Below are 18,483 nucleotides of genomic sequence, written 5' to 3' on the forward strand. Positions count from 1 at the left end.
GGGTTTCTTTCAATCAGAACGGCGTTCGCTTCGCGCGGCGAAGATGGTGGAGCCTGTCGGGATCGAACCGACGACCCCCTGCTTGCAAAGCAGGTGCTCTCCCAGCTGAGCTAAGGCCCCTCTTTCTCTCGCGCTCCTCGAGCACGCTCGGAGCCGAACGACCCTCGAGCCGGCCGGCACCTCAGATGAACCTTCGTGTCGTCGGTCTGGCTCGACCCTTCGTTTCGCGCGGCGAGCAGGGCGCCCGTTGGAGGCAGCCGCATCGCGCTCGAGTAGGCCGACAGCGCCCCGCGCTTCGCGCGGAAAATATGGTGGGCATGGATGGACTCGAACCATCGACCTTACGCTTATCAGGCGTACGCTCTAACCACCTGAGCTACATGCCCTCGTTTGATGTGCTACCGCGCTTCGCGCTGCTCGAGCACGAGGTGGGTGCGCATCGGGAACGCTGCGGCGAACCGCAAAGCTCAAGACGGCCTGATACGCGGCCGAGGATCGAAACACAACCGGTCCGAAGACCGGTGGATCCAACCACCAAAACCGTTCTGATGAAGAAAGAGAAACGAAGGCGGCGCCATCCCGCCAAATGCCGGCTTTGAATGCCGGCGTGTTTCCAAGAGACAAAGAAAGGCAAGCCTTGATCTTCGTCTTCCTTAGAAAGGAGGTGATCCAGCCGCAGGTTCCCCTACGGCTACCTTGTTACGACTTCACCCCAGTCGCTGACCCTACCGTGGCCGCCTGTCCCCTTACGGTTAACACAGCGTCTTCGGGTAGAACCAACTCCCATGGTGTGACGGGCGGTGTGTACAAGGCCTGGGAACGTATTCACCGTGGCATGCTGTTCCACGATTACTAGCGATTCCAACTTCATGCTCTCGAGTTGCAGAGAACAATCCGAACTGAGACAGCTTTTTGGGATTCACCCATTGTCACTGCCATTGTAGCACGTGTGTAGCCCAGCCCGTAAGGGCCATGAGGACTTGACGTCATCCCCACCTTCCTCTCGGCTTATCACCGGCAGTCCCTCTAGAGTGCCCAACCAAATGCTGGCAACTAGAGGCGAGGGTTGCGCTCGTTGCGGGACTTAACCCAACATCTCACGACACGAGCTGACGACAGCCATGCAGCACCTGTGTCCTTGTCCCCGAAGGGAACCCAACGTCTCCGCTGGTAGCAAGGCATGTCAAGAGCTGGTAAGGTTCTGCGCGTTGCTTCGAATTAAACCACATGCTCCACCGCTTGTGCAGGCCCCCGTCAATTCCTTTGAGTTTTAATCTTGCGACCGTACTCCCCAGGCGGATAGCTTAATGCGTTAACTGCGCCACCGAAATGCATGCACCCCGACGGCTAGCTATCATCGTTTACGGCGTGGACTACCAGGGTATCTAATCCTGTTTGCTCCCCACGCTTTCGCACCTCAGCGTCAGTACCGTGCCAGTGAGCCGCCTTCGCCACTGGTGTTCTTCCGAATATCTACGAATTTCACCTCTACACTCGGAGTTCCACTCACCTCTCACGGACTCAAGACCACCAGTATCAGAGGCAATTCCGAGGTTGAGCCCCGGGATTTCACCCCTGACTTAATGATCCGCCTACGCGCGCTTTACGCCCAGTAATTCCGAACAACGCTAGCCCCCTTCGTATTACCGCGGCTGCTGGCACGAAGTTAGCCGGGGCTTCTTTACTAGGTACTGTCATTATCATCCCTAGCGAAAGAGCTTTACAACCCTAAGGCCGTCATCACTCACGCGGCATGGCTGGATCAGGCTTGCGCCCATTGTCCAATATTCCCCACTGCTGCCTCCCGTAGGAGTCTGGGCCGTGTCTCAGTCCCAGTGTGGCTGATCATCCTCTTAGACCAGCTATGGATCGTCGCCTTGGTGCGCCGTTACCACACCAACTAGCTAATCCAACGCGGGCCCATCAATCGGCGATAAATCTTTCTCCCGAAGGACGTATCCGGTATTAGCGTCCGTTTCCGAACGTTATTCCGAACCGATAGGTAGGTTCCCACGCGTTACTCACCCGTCTGCCACTCACCCCGAAGGGTGCGTTCGACTTGCATGTGTTAAGCCTGCCGCCAGCGTTCGTTCTGAGCCAGGATCAAACTCTCAAGTTGAGACATTTAATCCAGCAAGAATCACATTCTCATGTCCAGCCACCGAAGCGACCGGACGCTGACGAGGACACACTCTCCGCATCACTGCGGAGCGGTCCGTCATCTAGAGACGTGTCCGCCGTTGTCTTGTTGACCCCCGAAGGGATCCGCAGGGACAACGCCGCCCACGTTTCTCTTTCTTCGCATTCACTTGTCAAAGAACCCGGTGCCCAGTGGCGCCGTGGAGGACAATGTCCCCCGAAAGAAGCGAAAAGCCGCCCCTGTCCCGATCTCTCAGGCCATCCAGGCTTCGCTTTCCGTGGAGCCGACAGGAAAACGCGGCGCTTTTCGAAGTCGGCGCCGCCCCGTCGGTGGAGTGGGGATTTAGCGATCCCCGCCGGTCTTGTCAACGCCCTTTTTCAAGGAATTTCCGAGGCCGGACCGCAGTGCCGTGGGACCCGAAGGCCGCCCCGCCGCTGCGGTGGACGGGTCTATACGGGGGCCCGGCGGAGGGGTCAACCACCTAAATTTCCTTCGCCGCCAAATTTTCTCGCGACCTCGTCGATCGTCGGAATCGCGTCGGCCGTCCCGTGCCGTGTCACCATCAGCGCCCCGGCCTTGGCCGCCCACGTCATCGCCTCGGACGCGGCGAGGCCTGCCGCCAGCCCGGCCAGCAGGTAGCCGGTGAACGTGTCGCCCGCCCCCGTGGTGTCCACCGCCTCGACCTCGAGCGCGGCGACGCGGACCCCCTGCGGCGCGTCCGCCGCGTAGAGCACCGCCCCGTCGGCCCCCTCGGTCACCACCACGCGCGCCACGCCCTGCGCGGCGGGCCCGCGCCCGGTCGCCGCCGCCAGCTGCTCCATCTCGACCCGGTTGAGGATCATCAGGTCGCACAGCGGCGCCATCGTCATCGCCGCCTCCGCGGTGAAGGGCGCCGCCGCATAGGCGACGCTCAGCCCCGCCGCCCGCGCCCGGCGCGCCCCTTCGCTCTGCAGCGTCGTCTCGTTCTGGATCAGGCACCAATCCCCCGCCGCGGCCTCCGCGAAGGCGGCGCCGAGCGGCGCCTCGCTCAGCATCGCGTTGGCGCCGGCATGGATGACGATCGTGTTCTCGCCGTCCTCGGCGAGGACGATGACGGCGTGCCCCGTCGGCCCCTCCACGCTCGCCACGTAGCGCGTGTCGACGCCCCACTCGCTGAGCCGGTCGCGCGCCCACGCGCCGTCGCTGCCGACGGCGCCGATCAGCACCACGCGCGCCCCCGCCCGCGCCGCCGCGACCGCCATGTTGGCGCCCTTGCCGCCGATTCCCGTCGTCAGCCGGCGCGCCGCCAGCGTCTCCCCCGGCGCCGGAATGTGCGGCACATGGTAGAACCGATCGAGATTGATCGAGCCGAGACACCACAGCGTCATCGCCGTCCTCTTCCTGTCCAATCCGGGCTCCGGCGCCCATCCTCAAGCTCGGCCGGGACGGGTGCGGGGGCAAGGCACCCGTGGCGGCCTGGCCGCGGCAGGCCTCGAGCCCTTCCGCCCCGGTTCGGGTCGCCCGATGGACCCGAACCGAGGCGGAAGAGCTCTAACCGGACGCGGCGAGGCCGTGGTGGGCGAGGACCCGGTGCATCCCCTCGGCGATGCCGATGCGCGCCCGCCAGCCGAGCCGCTCGCGCGCCCGGCCGGCGTCCAGCACCACCGAGGCCGGCTCGGCGGCGAACATCGCCACCTCCTCCATCGGCACCGCGCGCCCCGCCGCCGCTTCGGCCAGCCCGATCAGCTCGCGCACCGAGGTGCCGACGCCGGAGCCGATGTTGAGGGTCCCCGCGCCCGCCCCCGTCCCCGCCCCGGCACCCGCGCCCGTGGTCGCCGCCTGGATCGCCGTGACGATATCGTCGACATGGACGTAGTCGCGCCGGCTCGACCCGTCGCCGTAGAGCTTGAACGGCACCCCCGTCGCCAGCGCCGAGACGATCGCCGGGATCACCCCGAAGCCGGGCTTGGCGGCCTGCCCCTCGCCGTAGGCGTTGGCCACGCGCAGGACCGTCAGCGCCATGCCCGTCTCGCCGCCCGCCGCCCCCGGTGCCCCGGCGACCGAGGCGAGGTGCATCTCGACGAACGCCTTCTCCAGCGCATAGTCGCTGAACGGGCGCACCGGCATCGTCTCCACGCACACCCGCGGCGGATCGACGCCGTAGATCGTCCCGCCCGAGGAGAGGTAGACGTAGTGGCCCCGCCAGCGACGGTTGGCGAGCTCGTCGACCAGCCGGGCGTGCGCGCGGATGCGGCCCAGGATGTCGCGCCGGGTCGCCAGCCGCCCCCGCCCGCGCGAGACGAGGTCGACGATCACGTCCGCCCGCAGCGCCGCCTCCAGGTCGAGCGCCTCCAGGTCGTCGATCAGGATCGGCGGCGGCAGGTGCCCGGCGTCGGCCGGCAGGGCCGAGCCGATGCGCGCCACCCACGAGAGCCGCGCCGCCGGGTCCTCCCGCAGCGCCCGCAGCAGCGCCTGGCCGACGAAGCCGGTGCCGCCCAGGACCAGGACGTCAGTGCTCGCCATCGCCCGCCTCCCCGGCGTCCCGCTCCGCCAGCGCCTGGGAAAGGCCCTCCACGGTCCGCTCCAGCCGCGTGATGCGGATCGACTGGGCGAGCGTCAGCTCGACCAGGAAGTCGATCAGGCGCGCGTCCCTGTCCCCGCTTTCGTCCCTGGGCCCGCTTTCGTCCCTGTCCCCGCCGTCCGCCGGCCCGGCGGCCTCGGGATCCGGAACGGGATCGGGCGCCGGCGGCGGTTCGCCCAGCATGTCGATGCCGAAGCGAGCCTCGATGAAGGCGAAGGTGTCGCGCTTGCGCGCAACGATCGCCTCCAGCCCCTCCCGGTCCTCGGTCAGCGCCGCCATCCGTGCCACCGAGGGCACCGGCGTGCGCACCGCCTTCAGCACCGTGGCGTTGAACTGGCCGGGCATCACCGGCCCCTGGAAGCGGTCGTTGTAGAGGCCGCGCAGCACCATCTCGGCCGGCTCGGCGCGGGTCTGGTGGCGTGTCGGCTCGGCCGGCAGCGCCAGGCCGGCCGCGGCGCCGAAGTCGGCGACGATCTCGGTGTCGCGCCCGAAGCGGCGCACCACCAGCTCCACCCCCGCCACCTGCGGCCACACGGTGATCGCGTCGTAGGTGCGGATCAGCTTGCCGGCGAGGGTGGCGAAGTCCGGCACCGGGCCGGGCTGCGTCTTGTGCCACACGCCCCACTGCGCGAACGCCGAGGGCAGCCACTCGCGCGGCGGCCGCAGGTAGGCGACGACGCCGACCGGCATCCGCGCGGCGAGCCGCTCGAAGAAGGGGGTGAGCGCCGCCGCCCGCTCGAAGATGGATTCGTTGGAGTGGACGAAGGTCTCCACTCCGCTCGCGGCCGCCTCCGCCAGCAGCCCCGCCGCGAAGCGCTCGGCGAGCGCCTGCTGCTCGGCCGCATCCGCCCGGGCGAGCGCCCGCAGGCCGGCAAAGCCCTCGTAGCCCGCCCCCAGGCGCTCGAACCACATGCCGAGATAGCGCGCCTTCTGCTCGCCGAGCGCCGCCCCCGCGCCCCCCAGCGCGCGCTGCAGCGAGGTCGTCCCGGTCTTGCCCATGCCGACGTGGAAGACGATCCGCGCCATCAGACCCGCCGCTCGTCCGGCTTGTCGACGAAGACGCTGTCGCGTCCCGCCAGCGCCGCCGCCGTCGGCCACAGCCGCTCGATGAGGTGGTAGACCGTGCCGTCGCCCGGCAGCGGCTCGCCCGGCCAGGGATAGTCGGCGCCGAAGAGCCGGCGCATCGCGTTCACCACCCCCGCCTTCACCCAGAACATGTCACCGACGGGAAAGAGCAGCGGATGGTCGGGGAGCGGCCTCCGGCCCCCGTCCGCCTCCCATCCGTCGAGCCGGGCCTGCAGCGGCGCCAGCAGCCGGCGCGAGCCGGTCCAGCCCATGACGTAGGGGTCGAACGCGCCGACGAGGCCGGCCTCCGGCGCCCGGATCAGCGCGAGCGCCGTCGACAGCCGCTCCGGGCCGCCCAGCAGGATGCGCATCAGGAAGGCGCGCCACACCGCGCCGGGCGACGTCGGCCCCAACCCGACCGACTTCTTCAGGTGCACGTGGCACCACAGCGCGTTGTCGTCCTCCGACCCGTCGAAGAGTTCGAGGAAGGGCAGCACGTCCCGCCCGCGGTTGGCCACCACCCGCGTCTCGATCGCCACCCCCCCGTTCCGGCCGGCGGCGGCGATCTCGGCCGCCTTCGCCTCGGTGTCGGTCGTCGCCACCACCCGCGCGGCGTGGCGCCAGGCGGCGAAACCGGCGAGGTCCTCGGCGAAGCCGTCGGTGTAGTGGGCGTGGACGTGGACGCTGTAGGGCGGCGGGTCGTCCTCGGCGTCCGTCTCGCCGTAGGGGGCGAGGCGCAGCGTGCGGTGCACCCAGTTGTCGGACGCCGCGACGGCGCGCTCCGCCGCCGCCCGGCTCGGCCAGATCGCGCGGCGGCCATGGCGCCAGATCGCCCGCCGCTCGCGCGCCCGCAGCGCCGGCGGATCGCCCGGACCGTAGAGGATGCCGACGTCGTAGTCGCCCGCGGCCGCGCCCTCGTCCTCCTCGGCCGCGGCGGGCGGCGACGGCTCGACGACGCGGGCGAAGAGGTCCGGGACGCCAGGCGCGGCAGCGGTCGAAGCCGCGGCCTCGCACCGCGCCGCGGCTTCGGGACGCACCGCGAAGGCGCCGTCCCGGAGGGTCTTCGCCGGGCTCCGCGCCACCGCCTCGCCCGCCGCGGCGAGGTCGCCGAAGGGGACGCGCCACATCGCCGGCTCGCCGCGGTAACGCGCGTCGTCGAACCCCGAGGCGCCCTCGAACAGCACCACCGCACAGCCGAGCGCGACCGCGTCGAACACCACGTTGGGGAGCGGATCGAGCCGCGAGGCGAGGAAGAGGACGTCCGCCGCCCGGCACACGTCGCGATAATAGGGCCCCGCCGGCAGGTGGAAGAGATTGCCCGCCGGATCGTTCACCGCGCCGTCCGAAAGGTGCTTCTCCACCCACACGCCGATGTGGAAGTCCTCGTGGTCGAGCCCGTCGCCGATCCACACGAAGAGCGTGTCCGGATCGGTCCGCCGCCCTTGCGCGGCCAGCATCGCGAAGATGTCGGTGCCCTTGCGCCAGTGCACCTCGCCGGCGCCGTAGACGACGCGGCGATCGCCGACCTCGGTCCCCAGCAACGCCGAGAGGCGGGCCCGCGCGGCCCGGTAGTCGGCCGCCGGCACCGCGCCGGGGACCAGCTCGGCCTGGGGGACGATGGCGCTGTCGGCCGCGACGTCGAAGTCCGCGTCGGCGAGGACGCCCGCCCACGAGCGTCGCACCGTCTCGGACGAGAACAGCACCCGCTCGGCATAGAGCGCGGTGACGACCGCCTTGTAGGCGGGGAGCGTGTAGTTGGTGAACTCGTGCACGTAGGACACGAACGGGATCCGCCGCGCCACCAGCGCCTTCACGAAGGGGAAGCACTCGACCGAGTTGAGGATGGCGACGTCCGCCGCATCCAGCGGACAGGGGTCGAAGAAGGGCCACTCCTCGAAGGGCCGCTCGGTGACGATCACGCTCACCGCCACCTCGGCGAAGCGGGCGATCAGCGCCCCGCTCTTGGCCCTGAGCCCCATGACGACGACGTTGCAGCGCTCGGCCGCGCCGGTGGCGAGGTCGAGCGCCACCAGCGGCGCGCCGGTCGCCGAGAACTCGTGCGTCGCGACGATCACGGTGCGGCGCGCCGGGTCGAACGCGCGGGCGCCGGGGTGGACGTTGCGGCGCAGGGTGGCGAGCACCGGCCGCCCCTCGCGGTACCCGGCCTTCATGTAGTGCAGGAAGAGGGCGATGTCGGAGGCCGCCGGCAGGTCCGAGGAGACCGTGCGGTAGTGGTGGACCGAGAAGTCGGCGACCGCCTTGTCGACCGGATCGCCCAGCGCCATCAGCTCGAAGGCGAGCTCGGCCGCGCCGGGCACCTTGGCCTCGACGGCCGCCTTCAGCCGCGGCTCGCGCACCAGGAAGGCGACCGCCCGGTCGACGCCCTGCGCCTCGGCGCGGGTCTCGTGGTAGAGCGTCGGGTGGCGGCCCTTGGCGGCGCCGACGTCCGCATAGTGGCGGGCGCGGGCGGCGGGGTCCTTCTCGCCGGCGATATCGGGGTTGCGGCCGCCGTAGAAGTCCGGGTCGAAGCGGAAGTCCGGCCGGCGGGCGAGGCGGCCGTGCCGGTCCAGCGCGGCGAACTCCCGCCAGAGGGCGGTCAGGTCCGGCGATGCGGCGTCGGGCACGCGCCGGCTCAGCCCGCGAGGGCGCCGAGGCGCTCGCCGGCGTAGCGCCGCTCGCGGATCGGCCGCCACCACGCCTCGTTGGCGAGATACCAGCGCGCGGTCTTCTCGAGCCCGGTCTCGAACGTCTCCTCGGCGCGCCAGCCCAGCTCGGTCTCGAGCCGCGTCGCGTCGATGGCGTACCGGAGGTCGTGCCCCGGCCGGTCGGTGACGAAGCGGACGAGGTCGCGCCGCGAGGTCGCCGCGGGGGCGAGCCGGTCGATCGTGTCGCAGATCGCGTGGACCACCTCGAGGTTGGAGCGCTCGTTGCGCCCGCCGACATTGTAGGACCGCCCCGGCGCGCCGCGGGTGAGGATCGTCGTCAGCGCCCGCGCGTGATCGTCGACGTAGAGCCAGTCGCGCACGTTCTCGCCGCGGCCGTAGACCGGCAGCGCCTCGCCGTGCAGCGCGTTGAGGATCATCAGCGGGATCAGCTTCTCGGGGAAGTGGTAGGGCCCGTAGTTGTTGGAGCAGTTGGACAGGACGACCGGCAGCCCGTAGGTGCGGTGCCAGGCCATGACGAGATGGTCCGACGCCGCCTTGGAGGCCGAATAGGGCGAGGAGGGCTCGTAGGGCGTTTCCTCGGTGAAGAGGCCGCCGGAGAGGGGGAGATCGCCGAACACCTCGTCGGTCGAGATGTGGTGGAAGCGGAAGGCGTCCTTTTTGGCGCCCGGCAGCCGCTCCCAGTGGCCGCGCGCGGCCTCCAAAAGCTCGAACGTGCCGGTGACGTTGGTGCGAACGAATTCGCCCGGCCCGTCGATCGAGCGGTCGACGTGGCTCTCGGCGGCGAGGTGCATGACCGCGTCGATCCCCTCCGCTTCCATGAGGCCCGCGACCATCGCCCGGTCGCAGATGTCGCCCTCGACGAAGCGGTAGCGCGGGTCGTCCGCGATCGGCGCCAGCGAGGAGAGGTTCGCCGCGTAGGTCAGCTTGTCGAGGTTGACGACCGCGTGGTCGGTCGCGGCGACGAGATGGCGGCACACGGCCGAGCCGATGAACCCGGCGCCGCCGGTGACCAGAATCTTCATCGCGCCACGCTCTTCATCGAAAGGTGTCCTTTGTGGGCGTCATCAACAGGGCGGCGCTGGGATCGTCAAGGAGCCGCCTCAGGTCGACGCCGTCGCCTCGACCTTGCGCGAGGCCTCCAGCGCGGCGAGCCCGCTCTCCCACGCCGCGCCGTCGGCGCCCGATTTGGCGAAGGCCGAGCGCAGCAGCGTCGGCAGCGCGCCGACGAGGCGGGTGAAGGCGTCGCGGTCCTCCACGCCCAGCCCCCCGGCGAAGTTCTCCAGCGAGCGCGCCGCCCGCTCGGCCCCGTCGAGCGGCACGCGCAGGAACGAGCCCCAGGTGTCGGCGTCGGGGATCGGCCAGGGGGTGAAGCCGGACGGCACGAAGTCGCCCTGGCGGAATTCCAGGTAGATCTCGCCGTTGAAGCTCTGCAGCTTCAGATAGATGTAGGCCCAGTTGCGCCGCTTGGCGGTGACGTCGGTCAGCGCGCAGACGACGTGCTTGTAGTTGCCCGAATCCAGCGTGTCGCTGATCTTCGCCTCGCCGCACGAGAAGCCGGCCGCCGCCATCGCCTCGCGCGCCTCGAGCGCCGCCTCGTCCTCGTCGGCGAGGAGGTCGAAGGCGATCGAGGGCGCGGCGTCGACCACACTGTGCGACAAGAGCGGCGGCAGCGGCGCCTCGGGCGGGTGGCGGTCGAAGACGTCGAGCTTGGAGGTGGGCGAGAGGTTGAGGACGTCGCGCTCGTCGGCCGCGTAGGCCTCGCGGGCGAGACGGTAGACGGCCTCCATCGCCGCGGTGTCGGCCGCCTGCCAGCGACGCTTCTTGAAGTAGAGCGCGTCGAAGTGGTTGGGATCGTCCTCGGTCTGCTCCAGCACGTCGCCGAGCCGGCTCTCGTCGGGCTGCACGTAGGAATGGTCGAACCCCACCAGGAGCGCCCGGCGGTAGCCGAGCCCGTAGGCGAGCTGCAGGTTGAAGAACGAGACCGTCGAGGCCCACGAGATCTTCTCGGCCGGGTCCTGGCCGAAGAAGGCGTTCTCGCCCGTCGCGTTGACGAAGGCGAAGCCGGCCTCCTCGTGGAGGACGTGCGCCAGCCACATCGGCGCGACCTTGATCGGGATCGGCGAGGCGTTGAAGCCGGCCGCCCCCTGCTCGGCGACGAGGGCGTTCGTCACCGTCAGAATCTTGGCGTGTCTGGCCAGAAGCGGCGAGTTGAAGGCGAAGTTCGAGCAGATGACGTCGTGCTCTTCGAAGAGCGCCGGGTCCGCCTCGGCGAGCGAGCCGCCGTTGCCGACGATGAGGCAGGTCTCGCGCGTGCGCAGCGCCTTCAAGGTCTCGAAGGTGCGGCGCGAGCGGGTGATCTGCGCCCCCAGCCAGGCCCGCTCGACGCCGTAGCGGCCGAGCTCGGTGGCGAAGGTCTCCTCGCCCCAGGGCCCCGGCCCGTCGACCTTGCGCACCGGGCGCGTCAGGCCGCAGCCGGCGGCGCGGAAGGCGCGCGCGGTCTCGGGATCGGCCGCGATCCTCGCCAGGACGTCGCCGTTGAGGCGGGCGTGACGGGCGCGCAGGGCCTTCAGGCCGCCCCCGCCGGTGGAGAGACCGGTGGAGGGGCCGGCGAGCGCGCCGAGCCGCTGCAGCAGCGGAAGCGGCACGTGGCCGACGACCGGGCGCAGCGCCAGGACCGCGCCCTCGAGCGCCGCGGTGCCGCAAAGCCCGGCCCCGTCCGCCGCGACGAGCCGCACCGCGCGGCCCGAGGCGATCCAGTCGGCGGCGATGCGGCAGCCCATGGGGGCGCTCGCCGGGTCCTCGGCGGCGGCGAGGCCGACGAGGTCGTAGAGGCGGATCGCCACGTGCGGCAGCGGCACCGCGCCGGCCCGCATCGCCGCGGCGAGGTCGCCGGTGTCCGCCGCTTCGCCCGGCCCGTCCACCAGCAGGCGCAGGCCCGCCGGCTCTTCGGCCAGCCCCTCCAGCATGGCGGCCGGGGCGGGGCGGTCGAGCGCGGACAGCACCAGCCAGTGGCGCGCGCTCTCCTCCGGGTCCATGTGCTCGCCCGCCCAGGGCATCAGCGCCTCGAGGCTGCGGGCGGCGGAGTGCATGGCGAGGCCCGGCCGGGCCGCGTCCACCAGGACGCGGCCGGCGATGACGACGGCGCTCTCGCCCCCGCCCCGAGAGCCGGGGCCGGGGTCGACGCGGACGATCTGGGCGACTTCAAACATCGGCGGCTTTCGTCATCATCGGGGCGGGTCAGCCCGCGAGCGCGGGCAGGAAGGCGGGGGCGGCGGCCGGCAGGTCCTGCCAGCGCCCCGCGGCGGCAATGAAAGCGTCGCTCAGGCGGCGCGCCAGGGTGGGGTCGGCCTCGCCGCGCGCGGTTTCGACGAGCAGCCGGCGCAGCATCTCGCGCCGCGGCAGCAGCGCGAACTCGGCCTCCGCGACCGCCACCTGGCGGGCGACGATCCCGGCCCGCGCGGCCGGGTCCGACAGCCGCGCCAGCGCCGCGGCGATCGGCTCGGCGCCTTCCTCGGTGACGGTGACGGCGCAGTCCGCCTCGGCGAGGCGGGCGAGGGTGGCGCACTCGGCCGGGCCGATCGCCAGGAGGGCCGCCCCCGAGGCGAGGCACTCCGGCAGCTTGTTGGCCAGCGAGTGGCGCACGTAGGCGAGCGAGGCGGCGTCGAAGTTGTAGGCGATGACGGTGACGTCCGCCGCGGCGAGCCAGGCATGATAATCCTGGCGCGTCATCTCCTCGGCGAAGACCGTCACGGCGGCGAAGTCGGCGAAGGCGGCCCCTTGCGTGTGCATCCAGAAGGGGCTGGTCTTGATCTCCAGCGCGACGTCCGGATCGCCGCGCGCCGCGACCGCCTCGGCGAGGCGCTTCAGCGAGGCGAGGCCCATGTCGGGCGCCAGGCCCCCGGCGTAGCGGATCTTCAGGCCCGTCCGGCCCTCGCGCTCGGGCGCGGCGGCGGCGCGCACCGCGGCGAACACTTCCGGCTCGATGCCGTTGGCGAGCGCCAGCGCCGGGACGCCGTAGCGCGCCTCCAGGAGGTCCGCCATCGGCTCGGAGATGGCGAGGCAGACGGGGGCGTCCTCCAGGAGGATGCGCACGCTCTGATCGAAGGCGTCGAAGCCGGGCCGCGACTGGCCGAACAGGCGCAGCATCCAGTCGTCCATGAAGGAGGTCAGCACCGGGACCGGGTGGAGGCTGAGGATCTCGGCCGTCAGCCGCTGCAGGTCCGGCCGGTTGGCGACCGGACGGTAGAGGATCACGTCGGGCGCGAAGCCGGTGGCAGCGGCGAGGATGCGGTCGGCGCGGCGGTCGCGCGGGGTCTCGATCGGAACGCCGAGCACGCCGCCGCGGGCGGTCATCGTCTCGCCGAGCGCGGAGATCTCCATCAGCTCCGAGCGCGGCCAGTGGCCCAGCAGCGCGTCCTTGATCTCGCTGGTCGCCGCGCCGCCGCCGATCGGCGTGAAGTCCACCACCAGGAGGCGCGGGAAGCCGGTGTCCACCGCGCCGCCCCAACCGGCGCCGAGGGCGCGCCCGGCGCGGTTCTTGCGGGCGAGCTGCTCGCGGCAGAGCCGCGTCAGCGCCTGCGGCGCGATCATGCCCCCGCCTTCGGGGCGGCGGCCGGCGGCCTCGTGGTTGGCCTTCTCCACCGCCTCCGGGCCGCGGGCGGCCGGGAAGACCTCGGCGAAGGGCTCGCGCGCGAAGACGTCCAGCTTGCCGCCGACGCCGGAGTTGACGATCGGCCGGCCGAGCGCGCGGGTGACCCGCTCGGCCTCGCGGTAGGCCTCGACCATCTTGTCGACCTGCGGGTCGTGCCAGCGGAAGCCCTTGCCGAAATAATCGGGGTGGAAGTGGTTGGGGTCGTTCGACTTCATGTCGAGCACGCCGACCCCGTAGTCGCTCGTCTCGGCGACGTCCTTGGGGAGCACGTAGTCGGCGTCGACGCCGAGGAGATGGATCTTGGTGAAGCCCAGATAATGGGCGAGTTGCAGCACCGTGAAGGTGACGGTGCAGCCGGTGTAGGTGACGTCGGCCGCATCGGTCGAGAAGTCGAAGCCGTGCGGATAGGAGACGCGCGGGCGGTGATTGAAGAAGATCGTGTCCGGCGCCTCGTCGAGGCAGTAGCGCAGATACGCCGGGAAGAGCTTGGTGGGGCCCTCGAGGGCGTGGATCCAGTCCGCCCGGTCCTCGGCGACGAGGTGGTCCTCGACGACGAAGAAGGTCGGCAGCCAGTCGAGGTCGGCGGCCTTGAGGAAGAAGGAGTTCACCGCGAAGGTGACCTCGTCCTTCAGCATCGCGAGGTCGGTGCGGTTGAGGCTGGGGCCGTTGCCGATGACGAAGCAGCGCTCGCGCCCGCGGAACATTTCCCGCAGCGCCCTGAGGCGCGGCCGGTAGGTGCGGTTCAGCCGCCACTGGTAGATCTCGAAGGTCTTCAGCGTGCCGGCGATGCGCGCCTCCAGGGAGAGCTTCTCGGTGCCGACGTAGATCGGCGCGCTCATCGGCAGCAGCGTCAGCGCCTCGGCGTAGACGGCCTCCAGCTCGGCGCGCGACGCCCGCGACAGGTCGAGCCCGACCAAGCGCGCATAGGTATTGATCTGGTGGCTCATCATCGCTGTGTCCGATCCTTTCGGATGGGATCGCAGGATCGCTGCTTTAAGACAAGCAGGGTGAGATAAAGGCTGCTTTACCGAAACCGAGCAGTCGCACGCCGCCGCGCCGTTCGCGGCGGTTCGTCCCCCGCCGCGCCCGGTCCGGCCCTCCCCGCCGCCGAAGCATGCCTGCCCCGTCCTCGGGGCGCACCTCCCCCGCGTGGCCCGGCGGCGCCGCCGTCTCGCCTCGCCGCTACGCCGGAAGGCCGGTGCCGGCGAAGACGTGCCGCACCGCGGCCTGCTGCGACGCGCTCAGCGACCGGTAGAGCGGCCACGCCCGCGCCGCGCGCGCGCCGACCGCGGCGCGGGCTTCGGCGATCAGCGGCGCCAGACCGCAGTCCGCGACGAACGCGGCGTAGTCCGCCTGCCAGGCCGCGCCGTAGGCCGGGTCGAACGGGTAGTCGCGGATCGTCTCCGGCCGGCGCCGGCGATAGACGCGGTAGCCCTGCCGGTTGGACTTGATCGGGTCGTCGTGATCGAGCCGCCCGCGCACCAGGATGGCGAGGTATTCGGGGAGGCTGCGGTACATGCGGTGATAGACGAAGGGCGCGTCGGGCGCCGTCGGCAGGGTCTGCGTGGTGCCGAGGTCGGGACGCAGCGCCGCCCCGCCGGCGACGATCTGCACGCGCGCCAGTCCCGGCGGATAGCGCACGTTGTGCGCCCGAAGGGCGGCGAAGCCCGACCCCACCCGCCAGACCGACTTCACCGCCCCGTGCCACTGGCCGCGCAGCCGGTCGCTCGCGAACGGCGGGGCGAACGCGCCGTCGTCGTCGTCCGGCACGAACCAGTTGAAGCTCACCGAGTGGGCCTCGGGGTGGCGGGCGAGGTAGGCGCCGATCGGTGCGCCGCCGGGCTCCAGCCAGAACTCGTCGACGTCGAGCGCCATCGCGTAGGCGGGCCCGACGTGGTCGGGCGAGCCGGACCGCGCCTCGACGGCGGCGAGGGCGTGGTGATAGAGCGCCTCCTGCCGCGAGCGCGCGCCGGGCGGGAACGCCGCCGGGTCGGCGACGAGATCGTCGCCTTCCAGGACGCGGACGTCGTGCCCCGCGGCGGCGATCGCGGCGAGGACGGCGCGCGAGTTGTCGGCGGTGTTGTTGACCGCGACGACGATGGGCGCGAAGCCGCAGCGCAGGTGATGGAAGAGGTAGTGCGGCAGGTAGGCCGCCTCGTCGGCGGCGACCGCGAGCAGCGCCACGCGCGGCGGATCGGTGGGCGTCATGGCGCGGACCCTCCGGACGCCGTCCCGCCGGTCAGTGCCAGTCGTCGAAGAGCTGGGTCTGGCGGGCGGAGGGCTTCTGGCGGCAGAAGCCGATGAAGGCGCCGTCCGGCCGGTCGGGCACGCGGCCGGTGGAGCGCACCCAGTCGTTCCATTCCGCCTCCAGCTCGGCGAGCGGGATGCCCTTCTCGGCGGCGATCGCCTGCGCCTTGTCGAGCGTCGCCGGCTTCAGCGGGATGCGGCCCTCGAAGGGGAGCGGCTTGGCGGTCTCGAAGACGGCGAGGTCGTCCTCCAGGCGGATCTTGTAGTCGGGGATGTGCCCGTCCCGGATCATCTCCTTGAGGAAGAAGCGGAACTTCTTGGGTGGCGCGTTGGAGCCGACCTTCTGCTGCAATTTGCCGATGCCGATGCGGAAGGAGCCCGCCCCCGCCTTGCCGCGGCGCGGCTCGCCGGCGTGCTTGCGGGCCAGCTCATAGATGCGCCGCTCCAGCGGCCGGCGCAGGCGGAAATATTGCGGGTTGATGGTGAGGACTTCCATCCCCTTGACGGCGCGGAAGGTCCAGTCCGAGACGCGGATGCGCACCTTGGTCATGCGTCCGAACGGGCTCGTCTTGCCGTCGCGCCCCTTGCGATCGATCTCGAACTCTTCGATGAGGCCGAAGCCGCGGGTCTGGACGTGGTCGCCGGTCTTGATGTCGGTCAGGATGACGGTGCCCTTGAGGCGCACCAGCGCGTCCTCGAAGCGCTGGTAGCTCTCGCGGTTGGTGCGCCAGTTGGTGGCGACCATCACCTCGTGCGCGGTCAGCTCGACCCAGGGGGTGATCTCCCCGCCCGCGTTCAGCTCGTGCACCAGCTTGGAGATGCAGTAGAGCAGGATGTCCTTGTCCATGATGGTGGCGAGGCCCCGGCCCGAGGGAACGACGCGCAGCCTCGAGTCGCCGTGCTCGTAGGTCAGTTCGCGCATGTCGGGCTTCACCGACAGCGAGAAGACCGGGTGCTCCATGGACGCCATGTCGTCCTTGGGCGCGGCGTCGGCCACATCCAGGATGAAGAAATCGCGGTTGGGGTGCCGATCCGGCAGGAGCTGTCCCATGGCCGAAGAGGTACCACGATTCGTCGGTCGGGGAACCAACATTCGTCGATCCAGGAACCGGGCTTCGTCGATTTAGGAACCAGCCGGCTCGTCGATCAGGGAACCCGCGAGCCCTTCATTCATCATCACGGCAAGGTTTCGGGCAATGTGCGAGCGGCCTGCCGGGCGAGGTTCGAGGGGGTGATCCCCAGCTCTGATTCGGATTCGCCCCTTTGGGAACCGGGATTCGCCCCTTCGGGAACCGCGGATTCGCCCGTCTGGGAACCGGGATTCGCCCGTCTGGGAACCGAGACGCGAAAATTAACCATCTTTTTCGGTTTGGAATCAGGGTGTTGGCGAGTCGGCCGGAGCGCCGTAACACTCTCTAACTTAGAATCTAACTCTCATAACACTAGATCGGGCCTGGATTTCGCAGCCGCGAATCGAGGACAAGTCGTCGTCAGAAACCGATTCCCGGCCGATTCGACGACGAATCAATTCGCGAGTCGGATTCATCGATGAATCTTCAAATCGAGATGCTTAAACTTGTCGGCATCTCGGAAAGGCTTGGGAAAGGCTCGGGATTTGATTCAGAGCCGAATCGGGCTAAGCAAAAGCCACCGCGATGACGGTCCGGCCTCGGTGATGCGGTCCCCCATTGGGACGGCCGAGGCGATCCGTCAGAGCCGATCGTCGCTGTCCGCACGCTCGAAGACGCTCTTGACGTCGAAGAGCACGGCACCCGGTGTGCCGAAATCGCGGATCCGCGCCGGTCCCAGATCGACGAAGTCGTCGTGCGCGACGGCGAGGACGAGCGCGTCGTAGACGCCGCGTTCGGGCGCGTCGGTCATCACGTCGAGGCCGTAGGCACGCTTCGCCTCGGCCGGATCCACCCACGGATCCCACACGTCCACCTCGGCCGACACCGCGGTCAGCTCGGTGACGACGTCGATCACGCGGGTGTTGCGCAGATCGGGGCAGTTCTCCTTGAAGGCGAGCCCCAGAACCAGGATGCGGCTCCCCACCACGGGCAGCCGCCGCCCCAGCATGAGGCGCATGACGCGGCCGGCGACATGCGCCCCCATGCCGTCGTTGATGCGCCGCCCGGCGAGGATCACGTCCGGGTGGTAACCGACCTCCTGCGCCCGGAAGGTCAGGTAGTAGGGGTCGACGCCGATGCAGTGACCGCCCACCAGGCCGGGGCGGAAGGGAAGAAAGTTCCACTTGGTGCGGGCCGCGTCGAAGACGTCCTTCGAATCGAGGCCGAGCCGGTGGAAGAGGATCGCCAGCTCGTTCATCAGCGCGATGTTGAGATCGCGCTGGGTGTTCTCGATCACCTTGGCGGCCTCGGCGACCTCGATCGAGGCGGCCTTGTGGGTGCCGGCGGTGACGATCCCGGCGTAGAGCGCGTCGATCGCGTCGGCGGCCTCGGGCGTGGAGCCGGAGGTGACCTTGACGATCGTCTCCAGGCGGTGCGCCCGGTCGCCGGGGTTCACCCGCTCGGGGCTGTAGCCGACGACGAAGTCGACGTCGACGCTCAGCCCCGAGGCCGCTTCCAGGATCGGCACGCACACCGAGCGGGTGCAGCCGGGGAAGACGGTGGATTCGTAGATCACCGCAGATCCGGGGCGCATCGCTGCGCCGACAGTGCGCGAGGCGGCCTCGAGGAGGGTCAGGTCCGGGCGCTTGGCGGCGTCGACCGGGGTCGGGACGGCGACGATGAAGACCTCGGCCGCGGCGAGCGCCGCCGGGTCGGCCGTCAGGGTCAGGTGGGTCGCGGCCTCGAGGTCGGCGGCGGGCACCTCCTGGGTGGCGTCGCGACCGGCGTTCAGGGCGGCGACGCGGGCGGCGTCGACGTCGAAGCCGATGACCGGGCGGGTGCGGGCGAAGGCGACGGCGAGCGGCAGACCCACATAGCCCAGGCCGATGACGGCGATCGGCCCGTCGAAGCGCGTCTTATGCATCGGGGGCCGGTGCATGAGGGGCCGGACCACCCGTCGAACCGTTGCGCATGCCGCTCCTCGTGCCTCGGGTGCTCTCGATCTCGGGCGGACGCCGCCGACCCGAACCCGGCGCGACCGAGGTGCGCTCTTAACCCATCCGCGGCAGGCTTTGAAACGGGCC

General features: G+C 70.4%; 10 protein-coding genes, 2 tRNA genes and 1 rRNA gene. All 13 read right to left on the bottom strand.

Features of this window, described 5'->3' with window-relative positions:
• Window positions 1-44: 44 nt before the first annotated feature.
• A tRNA-Ala gene (locus MRB58_RS24460) sits at window positions 45-120 on the bottom strand.
• Window positions 121-309: 189 nt separating this feature from the next.
• Window positions 310-386 (bottom strand) — tRNA-Ile (locus MRB58_RS24465).
• A gap of 271 nt (window positions 387-657) precedes the next feature.
• Window positions 658-2,119, bottom strand: a 16S ribosomal RNA gene (locus tag MRB58_RS24470).
• A gap of 494 nt (window positions 2,120-2,613) precedes the next feature.
• Complete coding sequence (locus tag MRB58_RS24475; protein ID WP_371747327.1) at window positions 2,614-3,528, bottom strand: PfkB family carbohydrate kinase; 915 nt, start codon at window positions 3,526-3,528, stop codon at window positions 2,614-2,616.
• 142 nt (window positions 3,529-3,670) lie between these two features.
• Window positions 3,671-4,642 carry an NAD-dependent epimerase/dehydratase family protein gene (locus MRB58_RS24480; RefSeq protein WP_244782403.1) on the bottom strand — a complete coding sequence of 324 codons (972 nt, stop codon included), beginning with the start codon at window positions 4,640-4,642 and terminating at the stop codon, window positions 3,671-3,673.
• Window positions 4,629-5,726, bottom strand: coding sequence for a hypothetical protein (locus MRB58_RS24485; protein WP_244782404.1), 1,098 nt, complete (start codon window positions 5,724-5,726; stop codon window positions 4,629-4,631). The genes MRB58_RS24480 and MRB58_RS24485 overlap by 14 nt, the downstream gene beginning before the upstream one ends.
• Window positions 5,726-8,389, bottom strand: coding sequence for a rhamnan synthesis F family protein (locus MRB58_RS24490; protein ID WP_244782405.1), 2,664 nt, complete (start codon window positions 8,387-8,389; stop codon window positions 5,726-5,728). The genes MRB58_RS24485 and MRB58_RS24490 overlap by 1 nt, the downstream gene beginning before the upstream one ends.
• Window positions 8,390-8,397: 8 nt before the next feature.
• Window positions 8,398-9,453 (bottom strand): dTDP-glucose 4,6-dehydratase, encoded by a 1,056-nt coding sequence (rfbB, locus tag MRB58_RS24495; protein ID WP_244782406.1) that lies wholly within the window; start codon window positions 9,451-9,453, stop codon window positions 8,398-8,400.
• 78 nt (window positions 9,454-9,531) lie between these two features.
• Complete coding sequence (locus MRB58_RS24500; RefSeq protein WP_244782407.1) at window positions 9,532-11,640, bottom strand: hypothetical protein; 2,109 nt, start codon at window positions 11,638-11,640, stop codon at window positions 9,532-9,534.
• Window positions 11,641-11,668: 28 nt separating this feature from the next.
• Window positions 11,669-14,032, bottom strand: a complete 2,364-nt coding sequence (locus tag MRB58_RS24505; protein WP_244782408.1) for a 6-hydroxymethylpterin diphosphokinase MptE-like protein — start codon at window positions 14,030-14,032, stop codon at window positions 11,669-11,671.
• A 232-nt stretch (window positions 14,033-14,264) separates the two neighbouring features.
• On the bottom strand, window positions 14,265-15,290 hold the full coding sequence (locus MRB58_RS24510; RefSeq protein WP_244782409.1) for a glycosyltransferase family 2 protein: 1,026 nt from the start codon (window positions 15,288-15,290) through the stop codon (window positions 14,265-14,267).
• 31 nt (window positions 15,291-15,321) lie between these two features.
• Window positions 15,322-16,380: a replication initiator protein A gene (locus MRB58_RS24515; RefSeq protein WP_244782410.1), complete on the bottom strand. Its 1,059-nt coding sequence runs from the start codon at window positions 16,378-16,380 to the stop codon at window positions 15,322-15,324.
• Between the two features lie 659 nt (window positions 16,381-17,039).
• Complete coding sequence (locus tag MRB58_RS24520) at window positions 17,040-18,323, bottom strand: nucleotide sugar dehydrogenase (RefSeq protein ID WP_244782411.1); 1,284 nt, start codon at window positions 18,321-18,323, stop codon at window positions 17,040-17,042.
• Window positions 18,324-18,483: the final 160 nt, after the last annotated feature.

The organism is Acuticoccus sp. I52.16.1 (assembly GCF_022865125.1).
Classification (GTDB): domain Bacteria; phylum Pseudomonadota; class Alphaproteobacteria; order Rhizobiales; family Amorphaceae; genus Acuticoccus.